The 17969-nt window shown below is 72.4% G+C and carries 15 protein-coding genes; 5 read left to right on the top strand and 10 right to left on the bottom strand.

The annotated features are described in order from the left end of the window. The first annotated feature begins 118 nt into the window (after positions 1 to 118). Positions 119 to 1543, top strand: coding sequence for a pyridoxal-dependent decarboxylase (locus tag AB0877_RS30835; RefSeq protein WP_366613238.1), 1425 nt, complete (start codon positions 119 to 121; stop codon positions 1541 to 1543). 363 nt (positions 1544 to 1906) lie between these two features. Here the strand turns inward: AB0877_RS30835 and AB0877_RS30840 are convergent, their stop codons facing one another. Beyond that, complete coding sequence (locus tag AB0877_RS30840; RefSeq protein WP_366613266.1) at positions 1907 to 2911, bottom strand: sulfite exporter TauE/SafE family protein; 1005 nt, start codon at positions 2909 to 2911, stop codon at positions 1907 to 1909. A gap of 209 nt (positions 2912 to 3120) precedes the next feature. Next, positions 3121 to 3585 carry an Rrf2 family transcriptional regulator gene (locus tag AB0877_RS30845; RefSeq protein WP_366613240.1) on the bottom strand — a complete coding sequence of 155 codons (465 nt, stop codon included), beginning with the start codon at positions 3583 to 3585 and terminating at the stop codon, positions 3121 to 3123. Positions 3586 to 3864: 279 nt separating this feature from the next. Between AB0877_RS30845 and AB0877_RS30850 the strand changes: the two genes are divergently transcribed. After that, positions 3865 to 4533 (top strand): YceI family protein, encoded by a 669-nt coding sequence (locus AB0877_RS30850; RefSeq protein WP_366613242.1) that lies wholly within the window; start codon positions 3865 to 3867, stop codon positions 4531 to 4533. A 169-nt stretch (positions 4534 to 4702) separates the two neighbouring features. On the opposite strand, the gene AB0877_RS30855 is transcribed toward AB0877_RS30850, so the two are convergent. The 4 genes from AB0877_RS30855 to AB0877_RS30870 form a co-directional block, all read right to left on the bottom strand. After that, positions 4703 to 5587, bottom strand: a complete 885-nt coding sequence (locus tag AB0877_RS30855) for an acyl-CoA thioesterase II (RefSeq protein ID WP_366613244.1) — start codon at positions 5585 to 5587, stop codon at positions 4703 to 4705. Then, positions 5584 to 7032, bottom strand: a complete 1449-nt coding sequence (gene pyk / locus AB0877_RS30860; protein ID WP_366613246.1) for a pyruvate kinase — start codon at positions 7030 to 7032, stop codon at positions 5584 to 5586. Before pyk ends, AB0877_RS30855 begins: the two co-directional genes overlap by 4 nt. Before the next feature lie 270 nt (positions 7033 to 7302). Next, the gene (locus AB0877_RS30865; protein ID WP_366613248.1) at positions 7303 to 8685 is read right to left on the bottom strand and encodes an FAD-binding oxidoreductase; all 1383 of its coding nucleotides are present in this window, start codon (positions 8683 to 8685) and stop codon (positions 7303 to 7305) included. A gap of 131 nt (positions 8686 to 8816) precedes the next feature. Beyond that, complete coding sequence (locus AB0877_RS30870; protein ID WP_357235410.1) at positions 8817 to 9179, bottom strand: YciI family protein; 363 nt, start codon at positions 9177 to 9179, stop codon at positions 8817 to 8819. A gap of 242 nt (positions 9180 to 9421) precedes the next feature. Between AB0877_RS30870 and AB0877_RS30875 the strand changes: the two genes are divergently transcribed. After that, positions 9422 to 10294, top strand: coding sequence for an aldo/keto reductase (locus tag AB0877_RS30875; RefSeq protein ID WP_366613250.1), 873 nt, complete (start codon positions 9422 to 9424; stop codon positions 10292 to 10294). A 91-nt stretch (positions 10295 to 10385) separates the two neighbouring features. On the opposite strand, the gene AB0877_RS30880 is transcribed toward AB0877_RS30875, so the two are convergent. The 3 genes from AB0877_RS30880 to AB0877_RS30890 form a co-directional block, all read right to left on the bottom strand. Further along, positions 10386 to 10802 (bottom strand): hypothetical protein, encoded by a 417-nt coding sequence (locus AB0877_RS30880; RefSeq protein WP_366613252.1) that lies wholly within the window; start codon positions 10800 to 10802, stop codon positions 10386 to 10388. 14 nt (positions 10803 to 10816) lie between these two features. After that, positions 10817 to 13021 (bottom strand): M48 family metalloprotease, encoded by a 2205-nt coding sequence (locus AB0877_RS30885; protein WP_366613254.1) that lies wholly within the window; start codon positions 13019 to 13021, stop codon positions 10817 to 10819. 174 nt (positions 13022 to 13195) lie between these two features. Then, positions 13196 to 13999: an alpha/beta fold hydrolase gene (locus AB0877_RS30890; protein WP_366613256.1), complete on the bottom strand. Its 804-nt coding sequence runs from the start codon at positions 13997 to 13999 to the stop codon at positions 13196 to 13198. A gap of 206 nt (positions 14000 to 14205) precedes the next feature. Here AB0877_RS30890 and AB0877_RS30895 point away from each other — a divergent pair, with 206 nt between their 5' ends. Further along, complete coding sequence (locus AB0877_RS30895; RefSeq protein WP_366613258.1) at positions 14206 to 15576, top strand: pentapeptide repeat-containing protein; 1371 nt, start codon at positions 14206 to 14208, stop codon at positions 15574 to 15576. Between the two features lie 30 nt (positions 15577 to 15606). On the opposite strand, the gene AB0877_RS30900 is transcribed toward AB0877_RS30895, so the two are convergent. Next, complete coding sequence (locus AB0877_RS30900) at positions 15607 to 16188, bottom strand: helix-turn-helix domain-containing protein (RefSeq protein WP_366613268.1); 582 nt, start codon at positions 16186 to 16188, stop codon at positions 15607 to 15609. A 222-nt stretch (positions 16189 to 16410) separates the two neighbouring features. On the opposite strand from AB0877_RS30900, the gene AB0877_RS30905 reads away from it, so the two are divergent. Next, a complete protein-coding gene (locus AB0877_RS30905) occupies positions 16411 to 17877 on the top strand; it encodes an MFS transporter (protein WP_366613260.1) in 1467 nt (488 codons plus the stop codon). Positions 17878 to 17969: the final 92 nt, after the last annotated feature.

Consider the following 17969-nt stretch of genomic DNA (forward strand, 5'->3'; position numbering starts at 1 on the left):
CCTGCCTTCGTGGCGTCTCCCGCTTGCCTCGGTGGCGTCTGGCTCCTGCCTGCGTGGTGTCTCGCTCTTGCCTCGGTGATGGATGCCTGATCAACTCGTCCGGGTGAGCGTTCACCACATGGACCCTGCTGAATTCCGCCGCGCCGGCCACGCCGTCGTCGACTGGATCGCCGACTACTGGGCGACAGTCGAGCAACGACCGGTCGCCCCGGCCGACCCACCGGGCACAGTGGCCGCCGCCCTTCCCACCGAGCCGCCCACCAGCGGCCGCGAACCGGTCGAGGCGATCCTCGCCGACCTGGACTCGATCGTCGTACCGGGGCTGACCCACTGGCAGCACCCGGGCTTCTTCGGCTACTTCCCCGGCAACACCTCCGGCCCGAGCGTGCTCGGCGACCTGGTCAGCTCCGGCCTCGGCGTACAGGGAATGCTCTGGGCCTCCAGCCCGGCCTGCACCGAGCTGGAAACGGTGATGATGGACTGGCTGGCCCACCTGATGGACCTGCCACAGCGGTTCCGCTCCACCAGCGCCGGCGGTGGGGTCATCCAGGACTCGGCCTCCTCGGCGACCCTCGTGGCCACCCTGGCCGCACTGCACCGGGCCAGCGGCGGACGCTGGCGGCACACCGGGATCGACCGACGCTACCGCGCCTACACCTCCATCCACGGGCACTCGTCCATCGAGAAGGCGGTACGGATCGCCGGGCTGGGCAGCGACGGAACCCGGTCGGTCGCGGTGGACCCGGACACCCAGGCGATGCTGCCGGGCGCGCTGCGAGCCGCCATCGAAGCCGACCTGGCCGCCGGTGACGTGCCCGCCATCGTGGTGGCGACCATCGGCACCACCTCCACCACCGCCGTCGACCCACTGCCGGAGATCGGCGCCATCTGCGCCCAGTACCGGATCTGGCTGCACGTGGACGCCGCGTACGCGGGCGCCGCCGCCGTCTGCCCCGAACTGCGATGGACCCACGCCGGCCTGGAGTACGCCGACTCCTACTGCTTCGACCCGCACAAGTGGCTGCTCACCGGCTTCGACTGCGACGCGTTCTGGGTGGCCGACCGCGCCGAACTGATCGAGGCGCTGACCGTACTGCCGGAGTTCCTGCGCAACGCGGCCTCCGACTCCGGCGCGGTGATCGACTATCGGGACTGGCAGGTGCCGCTGGGCCGGCGGTTCCGGTCCCTCAAGCTGTGGTTCGTGCTGCGCTGGTACGGCGTCGAAGGGCTGCGGGCGCACATCCGCTCCGGGGTGGCGCTGGCCGAACGGTTCGCCGCGCGGGTCCGCGCCGACGACCGGTTCGAGGTGGCCGCGGCGCACCCGTTCTCACTGGTCTGCTTCCGACTGCGCGCCGACGACGACACCAACGCGGCGTTGCTGGCCTCGGTGAACGCCACCGGACGCGTGCACCTCACGCACACCCGGGTCGCCGGCCGCTACACGCTGCGACTGGCGGTCGGCTCACCCCAGACCACCGAGGCGCACACCGACGAAGCCTGGACCCTGCTCTCCGAGACGGCCACCACCCTGCTCACCCCCTGACCCGCCGTCACCCCATCCCCCTCCCCCGCACCTGCGCCGCGCACCCACCCCCGCACCGCGCACCAGCACCGCTTTGCGCGCCAAGATCTCCGCAACATCGCCGATGTTGCTGCCTCCGCCGCGCGGAAGGCAGCAACAACCCTGATGTTGTGCGGATCTTGGCGACGCACGCCGTGCCCGACCCGCCCCGGCCAGGACCCAGGGCACCCACCACCGCCAAGGTCACGCTCGATCCTGGATGTAGTGGCCACGGCGAGCCGGGATGCCACTACATCCAGGATGTTGCGTGACCTTGGCGGCGATGGGCGCGGCGATGACGACGTGGTGAGCCGGCATCGGCGGGTGGGTGGGCGCAACGCGGGTTCAGCGTGGGGTGGACGTACCCGTTGCGGCCAGATCAGCAGGGACCTCGCCGACGGACGCAGCGTCGGAGACGGCGGCGGGAGCGACGGCGGCGGGAACACCGGCGGCGGGAACGGCGGGAACACCGGCAGCGGCGGCGGCGCGGGCTCGGCGGGTACGGCGCAGGGCGCGCACGGCCAACACCAGGGCGGCCAGCCAGCCGGCGGCCAGCAGGGCGTACAGGGCGGGGCGGGCCGGACCGTCCAGTTCGGCGGAGCGGATCAGGGTGCGGGCGTTGGTCAGTACGATCACGCCGCCGACTGCCGCGCCGAGCAGTTGGGCGGGCACGATTCGCACCAGCCAGGCGGCCAGCGGGGCGGCGATGAGGCCACCGATGAGCAGTGCGGCGACGGTGGGGAGCAGGAAGCCCTCCGAGCCCAGCCCGATCAGGAAGCCGATGCTGGCCGCGCCGGCCACGACGAACTCGGCGGTGTCCACGGAGCCGATCACCTTGCGGGGTTCCATGCGGCCGGAGACCAGCAGCGCGGGGGTGGCCACCGGGCCCCATCCGCCGCCGCCGGTCGCGTCGACGAAGCCGGCGACCAGGCCCAGGGGGCCGAGGAAGCGACCGCGGAGCCGTCCGCCGACCCGGGCGGTGCGCAGTGGTCGGGCGAAGCGGATCAGGAGGTACGCGCCGAGCGTGAAGAGGATGCCGGCCATCCACGGTGCCGCGGCCTCGGTGGAGATGGAGCTGAGCAGGGTGGCGCCGAAGAAGGCGCCGATGGCACCGGGTAGGGCGATGCGGGTCACCACCCGCCAGTCGACGTTGCCGAATCGCCAGTGCGCCACCCCGGCGGCGAGCGTGGTGCCGATCTCGGCCAGGTGCACAGAGGCCGAGGCGGCGGCCGGGGCGACCCCGGCGACCAGCAGCAGAGTGGACGAGGTCAAGCCGTATGCCATGCCGAGCGAACCATCGATCAGTTGCGCGACGAGCCCGACCAGAGCGAGGACCAACAGCTTGCGCACGAGCGCCCCCAGACTTTTCGGCATCTCCTATCGACTTGGTCGACAATGCGGGATGGAGCAGCCAGGGTCAAGCCCCCGATCGGTGGATGGGACACGACCGGACGGTGCGCAGGGTCAGCGGGTCGTGACGCAGGACCGGCAACCGGGCGGCGGCAACCCCGGCACACCGGGGCAGGGATCCGACGTGTGGCCGGGAGGCGAGCCGGCGTTCAGATCCAGGCGCGGGGGTCGGCGGCCAGCTCGGTGACCCGCGCGGGCAGGGTGCCGGCGGCGACGTCAGCGATGCTGACCAGCTCCAGGATCTCCCGCTCGCTGGCCCGTAGCGCGATCCAGACTTCCTGCAGGGCCTGTGCCGGGCCGTGGTAGCCGAGCTGCTCGGGGCGTTGTCCGCGTACGTGGGCGAGGGGCCCGTCGATCACCCGGATGACCTCGGCGAGGGAGATCTCCTCGGCGGGGCGGGCCAGCCAGTAGCCGCCCTCCGGGCCGCGCTGGGCGTGCACGATGCCGCCCCGGCGCAGTTGGAGAAGGATGCTCTCCAGGAACTTCGGCGGGATCTCCTGGGCGCGGGCGATCTGGTCGGCCGTCACCGGCCGGCCGCGCCCGGGGCCGCTGGCCGTCGCGGCGAGCTCGGCGGCCGCGCGGAGGGCATAGTCGACCCGAGCGGAGAGGCGCATGTCGGCAAGGTTAGTCGCTGGCTGACCGGGCGGGCGGGCGACCCTCGGCCGATCGGCCACGCATCGATCGGAAGTAGCGCCGCCGCCGCCCGTCCGGAACCGATGGACGGCCGCCGGTCGAGACTCGCGACCCACGTCATGATCCACCGTGCGGTGGCGGCGGAAATGCCGGGCCGGAGCGTCCCTATGCTGGGCGTGAGTACGAATGTCTGGCCGTTAACCCGGCCGCCAGCACCATATTGATAAACACCCGGCTGCGCTCGGGGGGAAGGCAACACGATGACCGATATCGCCACCCGCACCTGGGACGGCATGACCATCCCGGTGGCCGGCACCTATCTTCTCGATCAGGCGCACAAGCGGATCGGTTTCCTGTCCCGGCACATGATGGTCAGCCCGGTGCGCGGCGAGTTCGCCGAGGCCACAGCGGAGATCTTCGTGGCGGAGGACCCGCTGCTCTCCTCGGTGACGGCAACCATCATGTCGGCCAGCATCACTACCGGAAGTCTCGACCGGGACACACATCTGAAGAGTGCCGACTTCCTCGACGTGGAGCGATTCCCCACCCTCGAATATCGAAGCACGGGTATTAAGTGGCAGGGCAGCGAGGACCCCATATTCCAGTGGGCGCGTCTACGCAACCATCGGTTGGGCGGGCGAGGCCGAAGTCACATTGTTCCGCCGCAGTCCGACGCTATTCCCGGACGATTCGTCCTCACCGGTGAGTTGACAGTGAAGGGGATCACCCGACCCGTCGACCTGGCGGTGAATTTTGGTGGTGCCCGTCAGGATCCGTACGGGCAGAACATCTTCGGTTTCAGCGCCTCGGCCGAGCTGAACCGTGAGGACTACGGTCTGCTCTGGAACGTCGCCCTGGAGAGCGGCGGGGTGCTGGTCGGCAAGACGGTGCAGATCGAGATCGCCGGCGAGGCCATCTACCAGGCCTGAACCGCGTCATCCCCGCCAGTTGCCTGGCGGGGACGAGCGACAGGCCGCCGGGCAGGCCGAGCGGCAGGCGACCGGGGCAGGCCGAACCACGGGCTGCCGGGTCACGCCGAGCGACATGCCGCCCGGCCAGGGCGAGCGACAGGCCGCCGGGCCAGGCCGAGCGACAGCCTCAGGCGCCGACGCGGCGCAGCAGACCCTCCTGGACGGCGCTGGCGATCTGCCGGCCGTCCGTGGTGAACATCCGGCCGGTGGCCAGCCCGCGCGCCCCGGACGCCGACGGGCTCAGGCAGTCGTAGAGGAACCACTCGTCGGCCCGGAACGGCCGGTGGAACCACAGCGCGTGGTCCAGGCTCGCGCCGACCAACCCGCCCGGCCCCCACACCTCGCCGTGAGCGGAGAGCACCGAGTCCAGCAGGGTGAGGTCCGAGGCGTAGGTGAGCGCGCAGGCGTGCAGCAGGGGGTCGTCGGGCAGTTTGCCGTCGATGCGCATCCAGACGCGCTGGTGCGGGTCGGCGGGCCGGTCGCCGGGGCGGACCCAGCCTGGCTCACCCACGTAGCGCACGTCGATCGGTCGTGGGATCTGCCCCCAGATGCCCAGCCGCTCCGGGTAGCGGGAGAGCCGGTCGGCCATCGTCGGCACGTCCTGCGGCGGGGGTACGTCCAGCGGGGCCGGGGCCTGGTGGTCCAAGCCCTCCTCGGCCCGCTGGAACGACGCCGACATGAAGAAGATCGGCTTGCCGTGCTGGAGGGCCACCGCTCGGCGGACCGAGAAGGACCGACCGTCGCGGATGTTCTCCACCTCGTACGCGATCGGTTCGACCGGGTCGCCGGGGCGGACGAAGTAGCCGTGCAGCGAGTGCACGAACCGCTCCGGGTCGACGGTGCGGCCGGCGGCGACCAGTGCCTGACCGGCGACCTGGCCGCCGTACACCCGTTGTGGGCCGACCTGGGGGCTCATCCCCCGGAAGGTCATCTCGCCGGTCGGGTCGAGATCGAGCACTTCCAGCAGCTGGTCAACCGCCGCCTGGCCGACCGCGACCCGACCGTCGCTCACTGCAGGGCCCGCGCCGACGCGGCGTCGACCAGCGAACCGAGCTGGTGTACGCGCAGCGTGTTGGTCGAACCGGGGGTGCCGGGCGGGCTACCCGCGACGATCACCACGTAGTCACCGGGGTTGGCCCGGTCGAGGCCGAGCAGCGCCTGGTCGACCTGGCGGAACATGTCGTCGGTGTGCTGCACGAACGGCATCAGGAAGGTCTCCACGCCCCAGGTGAGGGCGAGCTGGTCGCGCACCTCGGGGACCGGCGTGAAGGCCAGCAGCGGCAGGTCGCAGTGCAGGCGGGACAGCCGTCGCACGGTGTCGCCGGTCTGCGAGAACGCGACGAGCGCCTTGGCGTTGATGGCGCGGGCGATCGACGAGGCGGCCACCGTGAGGGCGCCACCGTGGGTACGCGGGTCGTGCTGCAGGCGCGGCACCCCGATGGAACCGGCTTCGGTGGTCGTCACGATCTTGGCCATGGTGCTGACGGTGAGCACCGGATACTTGCCGACGCTGGTCTCGCCGGAGAGCATGACCGCGTCCGCGCCGTCGAGCACCGCGTTGGCGACGTCGGAGGCCTCCGCGCGGGTGGGGCGAGAGTTCTCGATCATGGAGTCGAGCATCTGGGTGGCCACGATGACGGGCTTGGCGTTCTCCCGGCACAGCTGCACAGCGCGCTTCTGCACCAGCGGGACCTCGTCCAGCGGCATCTCGACACCGAGGTCACCACGGGCGACCATGACGCCGTCGAAGGCCAGCACGATGGCCTCCAGGTGCTCGACCGCCTCGGGCTTCTCGACCTTGGCGAGCACCGGCCGGAACACGCCCTCCTCGGCCATGATCCCGTGCACGAGCTTGATGTCCTCGGCCGAGCGGACGAAGGAGAGCGCCACCAGGTCGACGCCGAGACCCAGGGAGAAGCGCAGGTCCTCGGCGTCCTTGTCCGACATGGCGGGCACGCTGACCGCCACGTTGGGCAGCGACACGCCCTTGTTGTTGGAGACCGGGCCGCCCTCGGTGACGAGGCAGCGGATGTCGTTGCCGGTGACGTCGGTGACCTCGACGGCGACCCGACCGTCGTCGATCAGCAGCCGGTCACCGGGCTTCACCTCCTGCGGCAGCTTGGTGTAGGTGCAGGAGACCCGCTCCTTGGTGCCGAGGACGTCGTCGCCGGTGATGACGACGGTGTCACCGGTGCGCCACTCGTGGGGGCCGTCGGCGAACCGACCCAGCCGGATCTTGGGGCCCTGCAGGTCGGCGAGGACGGCGACCGGCTTGCCCGTTGCCTCCGAAGCTTCCCGAACCAGTCGGTAGACCGCCTCGTGGTCGGCGTGGCTGCCGTGGCTGAAGTTGAGCCTCGCCACGTTCATGCCGGCCTCGACGAGACCCCGGATGCGCTCCGGGGACGAGGTGGCGGGGCCAAGAGTGCAGACGATCTTCGCGCGGCGTGTCACGCCCATCAGGCTAGTCTCTCCTTCAGGTCGGACTCGGGGCCGACCCCTTGCAGGCAGTGGGACAGGTGTCCAACGACGCGCGGTGCGCGTCGGGCCGGCGGGCAGAACCGCACCGGGAACGTTGTGGCGACGGGCATCAGCGACCGCGCGCCGGGAATCGTACGCCTGTGTCGGCGTGCGCTGTCGGGGTGCTCCCGGCGGCGGCTCATTCCGGGTGCCCCGGGGGCGGCGGGCGGCGGCTTCCTCCGGGCACACCGGGATACCCCGGGCGGCGGCTCATTCGGGGTGCTCCGGGGGTGGCAGGGTGGGCACCGCGTGCAGCAGGTGGCGGGGGTCGTAGCGGCGCTTGGCCCGGCGCAGCCGCGCCCAGTTCGCGCCGTAGGCGAGCCGGACCCGGTCGGTCTCCTCCGGGGCCAGCAGGTTGGGGTAACCGCCGGGCAGGGCGTGCGGGGCGAGCGCCGCGGAGGTCCGCTCGGCCCACTCGCGGTGCGGAGCGGCGTCATCGCCGGGCGCCCACACCGCGATGATCTCGGCCATCAGGTGATCGGTGCGCAGCCCGAACGCCGTGTCAGCGGGTCGGACCCGGGTGGCCGCGCCGTGGAAGTGGTGCACGGCCAGCGCGGAGAACGGCGAGGAGACCTGCCGGGCCGCGTCGACGAGGGTGTCCACCGCGCCGTCGGTGAGCGCGGGCAACCACCGGGTCCGCAGCAGGTAGTGGTTGCCGTCGACCATCCCACCGTCGAACATCCGCAGCGCGTCCGCGTACGGCATGGGGTTGATCTGGTCGACCAGCGGGGTGCCCAGCGCGCGCAGCCGGTCCATCCACGGCGCTGCGGCGTCCAGGTCGGGGCCGCTGTAGAACGGGCAGACGAAGATCACCGGCTCGCCGGCCGGGCCGGGCAGGAAACCGGCCATCACGGTCAGCTCGTCCGGGGCCTCGGCGACGAGCGCGCCGTAGCCGCGCAGCACGGCCGGCGCCTCGGAGAGCGCGAACATGATCATGCCGGCCAGCACGGCGGGCAGCCGGTGCGCGCGGAAACGCAGCTCGGTGACGATGCCGAGGTTGCCACCGCCGCCGCGCAGCGCCCAGTACAGCTCGGCGTCGTGCCGGGCGTCGGCGGTGACCCGGCGGCCGTCGGCGAGAACCACCTCCGCGCCGAGCAGGCTGTCCAGGGCCAGACCGAACCGGCCGCAGAGTGGGCCGTACCCGCCGGCGAGGGTCAGCCCGGCCATCCCCACGGCGTCGACCACGCCGGTGGGGACCACCAGGTCGTACTCGCGGGTGGCGGCCAGCAGTTCGGCGGCCGTGGCACCGCCGCCGATGGTCACCGTGGCCGCGTCCGGGTCGACCCGGACGGCGCGCAGCCCGGTCAGATCGAGCGCCAGAGCGCCGTCGCGCAACGCCCGGCCGGCCCAGTCGTGCCCGCCGGAGCGGACCGAGAGGGGCAGGTGGCACCGGGTGGCGACGCGGACCGCCTCGGCCACCTCGCCGGCGTCCTGAACTGCGGCGGCGAGTGCGGGTGTCCGGGTCGCCGCGCCGTTCCAGAGCCGGGTGGTGGCGGCGTAACCGGGATCGCCCGGCTCGTGCAGCCGGTCGCCGAGCAGGGCACGCAGTCGGGCGGTGGCGGACGCGACATCGGGGGTGGCGGCGGAGACCATGGCGACTCCTCGACCGGGCCGACCCACGACACCGGGTACGCCCCGGCGGCGGCCCGCGCTGGGCGCGACCGTAACACCGGCAAGCGGTCGAGCGCCGTCGCCATCACGACAGCCACCGATGGACCGGCGGCTCAGCTGTCCGCCTTGACCAGCGGGAACTCCAGGGAACCGGCCGGGCAGAGGAAGGTCAGCACCTCCACCCGGTAGAGCCCGGCCTGCACCGCCGGGTCGGCCTCCAGCACGCTGCGGACGTCCTCGACGCTGCCGGTGCGGGCCAGCCCGAAGCCGATCGGCGGATCCGGCTCGCGCGCCGGCCCGTCCACCGAGCCGGCGACCAGGACGATGCCGCGTCGCTGCAACGCCTGCATGTGTTCGGCGTGCTCCGCCTGCAACCGCTGCACGGTCTCCGCGGGCAGGGCCCGCCCGGCCGCGCCGGGATAGATCACGATGCACTCGTACGTGTCGAGCGCGAAGTTGACCTGCGGCACTCCCATGGGTGCTCCCTCCGCCGTCGCGCCGGAACGCACCGGCTCCGGCCAGCGTCGCACGGACAACCCGGTCGTACCGGGCGCTTCGCGGCAACTCGCTTCGGCGCGCTGACGGCGTGTCAGCCCCCACACTCGGCCGACCGGCGGCATGGCGGCGGGGTTCCGGGGGATGATCCATCGGTGGCGGGTGGGCCCTTCACGCCCGCGCTGTCCACGCCCGCCACGACGAGACGATTGGGGATCGGGCAATGGCGACAAACATCAGTGAGCAGCCCGCGAAGGCGTCCGGCACGTACCGGATCGGCGGCGATGTCACAGTCAACCGGCTCGGCTACGGGGCCATGCAGATCACCGGCCCGGGTGTCTGGGGTGACCCGAAGGACCCGGCCGAGGCGGTACGCGTGCTGCGCCGTGCGGTCGAGCTGGGCGTGACGTTCATCGACACGGCCGACTCGTACGGACCGTTCGTGTCGGAGCTGCTGATCCGGGAGGCCCTGCACCCGTACGCCGATGACCTGGTCATCGCGACCAAGGCCGGGTTGAGCCGCTCCGGCCCCGGCGACTGGCGTGCGCTGGGCCGCCCGGAGTACCTGCGCCAGCAGTGCGAGCTGAGCCTGCGGCACCTGGGCCTGGACAGCATCCCGCTGTACCAGCTGCACCGGATCGACCCGTTGGTGCCGCTCGCCGATCAGCTTGGTGAGCTGGCGCTGCTGCGGGAGGAAGGCAAGATCCAGCACATCGGGCTGTCCGAGGTCAGCGTCGCGCAGATCGAGGAGTCCCGGGCGATCACCACGATCGCGTCGGTGCAGAACCTGTACAACCTCGCCAACCGCAGCGCCGAGGACGTGCTGGAGTACTGCGAGCGCAACGACCTCGCGTTCATCCCGTGGTTCCCGATCGCGACCGGTGAGCTGGCCCGCCCGGGCGGCCCACTGGACGCCATCTCCAACGCGCACGGCGCGTCGCCCGCGCAGCTCGCGCTGGCCTGGCTGCTGCGCCGCTCCCCGGTGATGCTGCCGATCCCCGGCACGTCCTCGGTGGCGCACCTGGAGGAGAACGTGGCCGCGGCCGACGTGCGGCTCACCGACGACGAGTTCGAGGCGCTCGCCAAGGCGAGCTGACCAACCGGTACGGACGCCGCCGGGTCAGCCGGCGGCGTCCGGACCGTGCGACGGTGCCGGGGGCAGCCCGGGGCGTCCGGGCGGCGTCGGTTCAGCCGGTGGCGTCCGAGCCGGACTTCGAGCCGGGCTCTGACCCGGGCTCCCGGGCGGCGCGGAGCGCCTCCGTCGCCTGGGCCAGCAGCCGCGCCGAGTCGGTGCGCCCGCTCACCTGCAACTCCACTTCGGTGTCCCCCGCCTGGATCCGGATGCTGGCCTCGGTGCGCTGCTGGTCGACCCAGGACTGCAACAGGTTGAACAGCCCCGGAAGCAGCCCCTGGGCCAGCACCGCGATGATCACCGCGTCGCTGAAGCCTGGCCGACCTCCGCCGCCGCCGGCCGTGCGCACCACCGGTCGGTACTCGGGGCGGCGGTGGATCCAGGTCAGCAGATCGACCGAGGGAGACTGCCGCTGCCGGGGGTTGATGGTCAGCCGGACGGGCAGCCGGGCTGCGGCGTCGCTGTCGGTCACGGTCTGGCTCCCGGTCAGTTGGTGGAGGGTCGGAAGGTGACGTCGTCCCCGTCGGCGGTCGCGACGCCCGTGACGGTCAGCGCGTTGTCGTCGGTGAACGGTGAGCTGCTGCCGAAGTACGTGGTGGTGCCACTGACCTGCACCCTGCCCTGGGTCTCCACCGGGGTGGACACCCGGGCCGTGCTCGGGCTGGTCAACTCGACGGCGATCTCCGGGTACTCCAGGATCTTCCAGGTGACCTTCTGCGCGGTGCCGCCGTAGTAGCGGAACGGGCAGCCGGGCGGGGCGGCGACGGTCTGCTTCGCGCACTCGTCCAACCAGGCGCGTACCCGGGCCTCGACCGCGTCGATCGCCGCCGGCTTGAGCACGGGCGTCAGTTGCAGGGTGGCGGCGCCCTGCCCCGCGCCCACCAGCACCGTCGCGCCCGGCGTCTCGCTGAGCGCGCTGGACGGACCGGTCGCGGTGTAGCCGCCGGGCAGCAGCACCAGCGGAGCGCCCTCGGTGGCGACCGGCAACTCCACCCCGTTGAGCCGCACCCCGGGCTCGGCGATCGAGGCGTTGAGCGCGGTCGGCCCACCGCTCAACCGCCAGCCGTGGAAGAGGCCGGCGGTGGTCTCGTCCTCGCGGCGCAGGGTGAGGGTGCCGCTCTGGCGCGCGTCACCCACCCGGTACGCCACGGCGGCGGTGGCGGTGTCGCCGTCGCGCTCCAACGAGCTGATCTCGACGTCGGTCGGTGGTTGGTAGCCCTTGCCGCGCAGCAGTTTGGCGAGAAGGTCACGGTCGGTGCCGTCGCCCTGGTCGGTCAGGTGACCGAGGGCGGCCTCGCTGTCCCGGTCGGCGAGCGCGGAGAAGTAGCCGTCGATCGCCGCCTGGGGGCGGAAGAACGCCCACTGCACCACGCCGAGGCCGCTGGTGCCGAGGCAGGCGACCAGGGCGAGGGCGCCGACCAGCAGCCACGTGCGGCGGGTGCCGACCGGGCCGGAGTCGTTGAACAGCCGCTCGACGGTGACGGGCTCGGTCGCCCCGGCGGGCACACCGGCCACCGAGGCCCGCTCCAACGCGTCGAGCCGCAGCTCGTGCGGCGGGTGGGTGGCGCAGACCGCCTCGTCCCAGCCACTGCGGCCGGTCTCGAAGGACAGCCGCCGCTCCAGGATGCGCCGCAGCCCGTCGACGTGCCCGGTGAGCACGGCGCCGAGGTCGGCCCGGTACTCGGCCGCGCGCACGTCGCGGGCGTGCAGCGGCAGCACCACGTACCGCATGGTGAGCAGCACCGGCCAGAAGAACACGAAGACCACGAAGTTGGTGCCCGGATGGGGGAACGTCCGCATCAGCCAGGTCGGCAGGGCGTGCGCGAGGGTCAGAGGCAGGCCGACACCGCGGACGAAGGCGCTGGTGATCTCGTCCCCGGTGCGCCAGTGCACCAGCTCGTGGCTGAGCAGCGCGGCCACCTCGTCGTCCGGTTCGGCCAGCACGGCGGTGGTGACCACCACGTGCCGGGCGTACGTGCGGGCGTTGCTCAGGACCGGGTCGTCCTCCATGAGCAGCCGGGGCACGCTGGGCAGGCCGAGCCGTCGGGCGCAGTCGTCGAGCACGGGGCGCAGCCGCGCGTACTCGCGGCGGCTGGGCTGGCGCGCCCCCGAGACGACCAGCAGGCGAGGTTCGAGCAGCACCCGGTAGAGCGTGTAGAGGACTCCGATCAGCGCCGCTGCGACCACGGTGCCGATCAGGCCGGTGAGCAGCGCGAACGGCTCGTCGGCGACGCCCATCCAGGGCAGGGCCAGCACGGCGAGGAAGCCGACCAGGAAGCCGATGGCGAAGCCGGCGACGCCGCCGAGCAACCCGCCGGAGCGGGTCAGGAACGCCTCGACCAGGGGGCCGACGAGCGGGGCGTCGCGCAGCACCTGGGGCACCTGGTCGTCGGCGCCGGTCCCGACGGCGAAGAGCCCGACGACGCCGAACGTGAGACCACCCCAGACCGCCAGGAGCAGCGCGACCGGCAGGTAGAACCAGGTGGCGAGGAACGCGCCGAGCACGCCGCGCCAGTCCCGCAGGATCCCGGCGCGCAGCCAGACCAGCGCGCTCGGGTAGCCGGGCGGGCGGTCGGCGAACCCGCCGGTGGGTGGTGGGGTGTCGGCCGACGGCGGTTGGGCGGCCCGGACGTCGAGCTGCGGCACGGTCGGCGGGGTGTTCTCCGGCGGCACTGTGGGCGGCTCGGTCATGAGCGCTGCTCCTTCTCGGCGGGCGTCGTCCACTGTCGGGAATGGACAGCCGGAGCAGGTTATCGAGGGCATCCGATGTCTGCCACACCGTTTCGGGGGATCGTCGCGCACCCGACACTCGGCGTGACGGCTGGGGTGCGGCGGCCCCCTGCGGGACCGCCGCACCGCGGCGGGTCAGAGCGCGAGGCAGTTGGGTCGCACCGGGCCGTCGACCAGAGCGCCGCGCACGATGGTGTACGCCGTGCCGTCGAGCACCAGGCCGAGGTGCCCCACCACCCGCAGTGGGCAGTACGACTGGATCAGCACGTTCGTCGCGCCGTCGTTGACGGCGGCGTTTCCGGTCGGTCGGACCAGCTCGTCCTGCAGGGTGCGGACGGTGGTGTAGCGCACCGCGCCCGGGGTGTCGTCGCCGGCGTTGAGGTCGGCGAGGAACGCCGAGCCGATTGTCATCTGTTGGCAGGCCACGACGCCGGCGCAGCTGCCCAGGCCCAGGAACGCCACGATGTTGGCGACGTACGTGCCGTACTGGGGTGTGCCCAGGCTGACGTAGCGACCGACGGTGGCGGTGCCGCCGAGCCGCTTGAGGTAGTACCTGCTGACCAGGCCCCCTTCGGAGTGGGCGACGACGTCCACGCTCGCCGCGCCGGTGGTGGCGCGTACCTGCTCGACGTAGCCGGCCAACGCGCGCGCCGAGGTGGGGATGTCACCGAGGCCCAGCCCGGGTAGTTGGTAGATGAAGGTGCGGTAGCCGTCGGCGCGCAGCCGGGCGGCGATCGGCTCGTACGCGACGGCGACGCCGCTGAGCCCGCCGACCACGATGACGGGGTTGGCCGCCGCGGCGGCGAAGGGCGTGGCGCTGGCGGCCTGGGAGGCGGAGGGCGTCGTGGTGGAGGCGGGGGCGGCGGTCGCCGTGGCGGTGGACGCCAGCAGCGCGGCGGTGCTGAGGGCCAGGACGAGGGCGGTCTTTCGGAGCAGCATGGCTGCACCTCCGGGGGGGGAGGCACCCGGCGAACCGGGCAGGTGGGTGGGGGTGTCCGGTCGACCGTGCGACGATCATGCCCGCAACAATTTAGAAACGTCAATGACTTGTTACGCGCCGGTAACCCGTTGTTCCGGCGGGGGCGCAAACGGTCATACCGCCGCGCTCCATATCGGACACCGGCGGTCGCTGGCATGCTGTGGCCGTGGCTGTCGACGAACCCTCCGAGCGCGAGCTGCGGGTGATGCCGTGGTGGCTGGTCCTGGTCGGCCTGCTGGCCGCCATCGCCCTGGGCTGGCTGGTGCTGGATCTGCTGCTCACCGAGGCCGACCGGGCCAACCAACCGGACACCCGCGCCACGCTGCGCATCGACGCGATCCGCACCGGCCTGACCGTCGTCGCCGGCACCGGCGGAGGGCTCGCGCTGCTGCTCGCCGCCCGACGTCAGTGGATCGCCGAACGCGCGCAACGGCACCAGGAGAGCGTCGCCGCCCGCGACCAGGCGCACCGCGACCGGGTGCAGGCGCACGCCGAAGCGGTGGCCGAGACCGCCCAGCGCCACCAGGATCGGCAGTCCGGGGCCGCCGAGCACGACGCGGCGGAGCGTCGACTGACCGAGCTCTACACCCGGGCGGTCGAGCTGCTCGGCAACGACAGCGCGGCGGTACGCCTCGGCGGCCTGCACGCGCTGGAGCGCCTCGGTCAGGACAACCCGGGGCAGCGCCCGACCATCGCGGCGGTGCTCTGCGCGTACCTGCGGATGCCGGCGCCTGACGGCGAGCCGCGCGAGACGGAGGTCCGGCGCAGCGCGCAGCGCGTGCTGACCCGGCACCTACGCGCGGACGACGCGGCACACTGGCCGGAGCTGACGCTCGACCTGACCGGCGCCACGCTCGTCGACTTCGACGCCGCCGGCTGCACACTCGTCGACGCCAACTTCACCGGTGCGGTGTTCACCGGTACGACCACCTTCGCGGGCGCGACGGCGCGGGGGCGGCTGCTGCTCGGGGCGGCGACGTTCGGTGACGTGGTCGTCGACGGGCTCGTGGCCGACGGCGAGGTCGTCCTCGACGGCGTCCGGGTCGGCGGCGAGGCCAGCTTCGACGGTGCCGCCTTCACCGGCGGCCTGTCCTGCCGGCGAGCCGGCTTCACCGGCCCGACCTCGTTGCGCCGGGTGACCTTCGGCCAGCCGACCAGCTTCGACGCCACCCGCTTCGAGGACGTCACCTCGTTCCGGGAAGCCGTCTTCGACGGCGCCCTGTCCATGGAGCACACCGAGTTCGGTCGGTCGGCCAGCTTCCACGCCGTCCGCTTCACGAACATGGCGCTGTTCCGCTGGACGGTGTTCGGCGCGGAGGCGCTGTTCGACCGGGCCCGTTTCCTCGACGCCGCGAACTTCGGCCGGGCCCGGTTCCACAGCATGGTCAGCTTCCGCGACACGGAGTTCAGCCGGCCGCCGCAGGTCGAGCAGGCCCGGGCGGTGGCCGACAGTGGTCACCGCTGGCCGGCGGGCACGACAGTGGAACGCCTCGACGACGAGTGGCTGCTGCTGGTCGACCGCCGATCAGTGGGCTGAGCGGTCAGCGCGGTGTGCTGAGGCGGGGAGTCAGCGCGGCGTGGCGGGCGGGCGCAGGCCGTCCAGGGCCACGCCGAGGACCCGGTCACGCTGCTCCGGCGACGGGAACTGGGCCATGGTGAGGCCACTGATCAACCGCACCACGTCGTCGAAGCCGATGTCGTCACGGACCACACCGGCGACCTGGGCGCGACGCATCAGCGGCTCACCGGCGGAGAAGATCTCCGCCCGGCAACTGGTGAAGATCTCGGAGTCGTGCAGCAGTTGCTCGGCGAGCGCCCGCTTGGTGGCGACGTACGCGACGAAGCGGTGCAGCCAGGCGACCAGCGCGTCCCAGGGTGGCAGCTCGGCCAGACCCTCGGCGGAGTGGCACAGCGCCCGGACTTCCTCGACGTAGACGGCCTCGAACAGGTGCCGGCGGGTCGGGAAGTTGCGGTAGAGCGTGCCGATGCCCACGCCGGCCCGACGGGCCACGTCCTCCAGGGAGGCGGCGGCGCCGTTCTCGGCGAACGCCTCGCGCGCAGCCGCGATCAGGGCGTCGTAGTTACGCCGCGCGTCGGCCCGCTTGGGCCGCTGGGCGAAGACCTCGGGCGCCTGCCCCGGGCTGGTCATGACGTGCGTCACCTCACTCTATTTGCATCCGGAGGATGCCCTCCGCTAGCTTAGCGGAGGCACCCCTCCGGAATCCCGGAGGCCTGCCTCCGGTTACTCTACCTCGGGACCCGCCCGATCGCCGCCTGGCCACCCCGATCGCCCGGACCCCGACAGACCACCCCGTCACGGACGACGGGCGACAAGCCTTCATTCCCGTACGTAATCAGGGAGTTTTCTCTCGTGGCAGTGACCTCCCGGCGCAGCTCGCGTCGGCTCACCTTCACCGTGCTCGCGGCCGGCGCCGGGTTCTTCGCGATGCTCCAGTCGCTGATCACCCCGGTGCTGCCGACCATCCAGCAGGATCTGCACACCACCCAGAACACCGTGACCTGGGTCCTGACCGCCTACCTGCTCAGCGCGTCGATCTTCACGCCGATCCTCGGACGCGTCGGCGACATGGTCGGCAAGGAGCGGATGCTCGTCGTCTCGCTCGCCGCCCTCGCCCTCGGCTGCCTGCTGGCCGCCATCGCGCCGAACATCGGCGTCCTCATCCTCGCCCGGGTCGTGCAGGGCATCGGCGGGGCGGTCTTCCCGCTGTCCTTCGGCATCATCCGCGACGAGTTCCCGGCCGCCCGGGTCTCCACCGCGGTGGCCGCCATCTCGGCCATCGTCGCCGTCGGCGGTGGCCTGGGCATCGTGCTGGCCGGCCCGATCGTCAGCACCCTGGACTACCGCTGGCTGTTCTGGATCCCGATGATCGTGGTCGGGCTGACCGCCGTGGCCGCGCACCTGTTCGTGCCCGAGTCGCCGGTCCGCACCCCCGGTCGCATCGACTGGCGCGCCACGCTGCTGCTCTCCGGCTGGCTCGTCGCGTTGCTGCTGCCGATCAGTCAGGGCGCAGCCTGGGGCTGGACCTCCATCCGGGTGCTCGGTCTGCTCGCCCTCGCCGTGGTGCTGCTGGTCGGCTGGCTGGTCACCGAGCTGCGTTCCAGCAACCCGCTGATCGACATGCGGATGATGCGCCTTCCCGGCGTGTGGACCACCAACCTGGTCGCCCTGCTCTACGGCGCGTCGATGTTCTCCATGTACGCGTTCCTCCCGCAGTTCCTGCAGACCCCGACCGCCGCCGGTTACGGCTTCGGGGCGAGCATCAGCCAGGCCGGTCTGCTCATGCTCCCGATGGTCAGCGCGATGTTCGTCGCCGGCGTCATCGCCGGGCGACTCCAGGCCGTCTTCAGCGCCAAGGCGCAGCTCGCCACCGGTGCCACCTTCAACGTGGCCGCCTCCGCGATGCTCGCCACCGCGCACGCCACCCGCTGGGAGGTCGCCATCGCCGGTGGCCTGGTCGGCCTCGGTATCGGCCTGGCCTTCGCCTCGATGGCCAACCTGATCGTCGCCAGCGTGCCCGCCAGCCAGACCGGCGTGGCGACCGGCATGAACGCCAACATCCGCACCATCGGCGGCGCGATCGGCGCGGCAGTGGTCAGCGGCGTGATCACCGCCCACCCGCAGGCCAACGGCCTGCCCCGGGAGGCCGGCTTCACGATGGGATTTCTCGTCCTCACGGCGATCGCCCTGGCCGCCGCGCTCGCGGCCCTCGCCGTCCCGTCCGCCCGGCGGGCGCCGGCCGGTCGCCGGCCGTCCGCCGCGACGATCGTCGAGTCGGAGCTAGCCGGCGAGTTCGCCACCATGCCGGCAACCCGCTGAGGGAACGCGGCGCGGCCCGGGCGGTTCGCCACGAAGTCCGTGCCGGGGACAACTTTGGATGGAGCGAGCGCGAAGGCTCCTTCGTCTTCGAC

The sequence above is a fragment of the Micromonospora sp. NPDC047644 genome, assembly GCF_040704315.1.
GTDB lineage: Bacteria > Actinomycetota > Actinomycetes > Mycobacteriales > Micromonosporaceae > Micromonospora.